The 1749-nt window shown below is 39.5% G+C and carries 1 protein-coding gene; it reads right to left on the reverse strand.

Features of this window, described 5'->3' with window-relative positions:
• Positions 1 to 1319, reverse strand: a 1319-nt coding sequence (locus tag WB217_RS02890) for an immune inhibitor A domain-containing protein (protein ID WP_423990477.1), incomplete at its 3' end; no start/stop codon positions are given.
• Positions 1320 to 1749 lie beyond the last annotated feature (430 nt).

Consider the following 1749-nt stretch of genomic DNA (forward strand, 5'->3'; position numbering starts at 1 on the left):
TGTGTACCCTTTGTAGAAACATCTTTCCAATCGATTTCAACTGTATCATTCGTCCAGTTACCGCCTAAAGAGGATTGTAAGTAAGCTTTTGCTAATGGAGAGAATCCAGTTGGTTCTGTTCCTGGAATTTTGCCGGCCCAGGATCCGCTTGCCATGATGGACCAGTAAGCTACAGCTTCACCAGTTCCGGAATAAATTGTATCGTATTCATCTGGATACCCTAGGTCATGACCGTACTCATGGGCAAATACACCGGTTGCGCCATCTTCTGGCATCATTGTGTAATCATAGAATCCAGGCTTTCCAACTCCTAGTCCGTCTGGGTCAACAAATGAAGCAGATCTATGAGACCAGATTGCATTGTCACCAAGTGATCCTCCACCTGCTTCTTGTCCCATACCTGCATGGATAATCATCAAGTGATCGACTAATCCATCTTTTTCAAGCAGGTTTCCGTCTCCATCTAAATCATGCGGATCTTCAAGATCATAATTCTCTAACGGGATACCTGCTGCCTTAGCAGCAGCATAAGTATCAGCAACTAACTTCTTTGATCCGCCTGGAGCAACATTATCATGTCCCCCAGTTGCTCTATCTGCTCCATAGAATGCTGCCGTTCCTGGTACCTTCAGCCAGCCATACGCTTTTCCATCAACAGAATAAGTGCCGCCTGATTGCTGTTCATAAAACTGCTTCATAGAAACTAGCTTGTCCTTACCATTAGGCGCAGTTACACCATCTTCCCCAAAAATCATATCTTCATAGTGTCCAAGTGGATAATCAGGATAATAATTGTCTGATTCACCCGGTTTAATGTTATTATGGGCAAAATCTGCATATTCAACAGCCACGACTAATACTTTATCTTCTCTTTTTTCACCATTGTAAGCGGTTTCACTTACTGGATCAGGATTACCTTTCAAATGGCCTTTCTTCTCCCCTTTGCCATTAAGTAATCCATTATTGAAGTCTTTAAAATTTCTTTGCTTTTCAGACTGGGAAGCCTTCACCTTTGCAGCAAGGGGATCTTTCTCTTTGCTATCAGTGGTTTTTCCCTTTAAGGCTAAATAATTTTTAAGGAATTTTTGCTTTTCGGCATCTGAGGCATCTTTAGATAGAAGTCCTCGCTTAATAAATGATTCAATCAACTTTTCATCATTCATGATTGCTAAATCCAGTGAAGCATGAGAGTGACTTTTTTGGGCTTCCGCCTTATGTAAAACATCAATCTCCTTTGGTACATATGCACTAGGAAACCCAGCAAATAATGTACCAGCAAGTACTACAGATGATAGACTTGTTTTTAATACCTTTTTCAATTAATCCACTCCCTGACTCTCTTATTTACGGCCGTAATTACATACTATTCGGAAAATAATAGTGGTACAAGGAGATTCGTTTTTCATTAACCGACAAGTAAAATCAGTTTATAGGGAATTTAGCAGAGGGAATTTTCACAGTATATGATCAAAATATCTTATTCTATCAATTTCAGCAAAATTCACGTGAGATTCTGAGAATAACTATACAAAACCTGTCGATAATTAAATAAGGCGGAATCATAAACTGATCCCGCTAAAAGTGATTCTATTAACCATTAAGAAAGACCTATTTTCTCTGAGACATGAAATTGAACAATATCAGTAAAATTATCTATCGATTTCATATTTTGTTTAAACCGATATGGCGACTCCCAAGTATGCTCGATATACACTTCCATCACCTTCTGCGCCCGCACATCTCCACTTG

Source organism: Mesobacillus sp. (genome assembly GCF_049588175.1).
Classification (GTDB): Bacteria; Bacillota; Bacilli; order Bacillales; family Cytobacillaceae; genus Mesobacillus.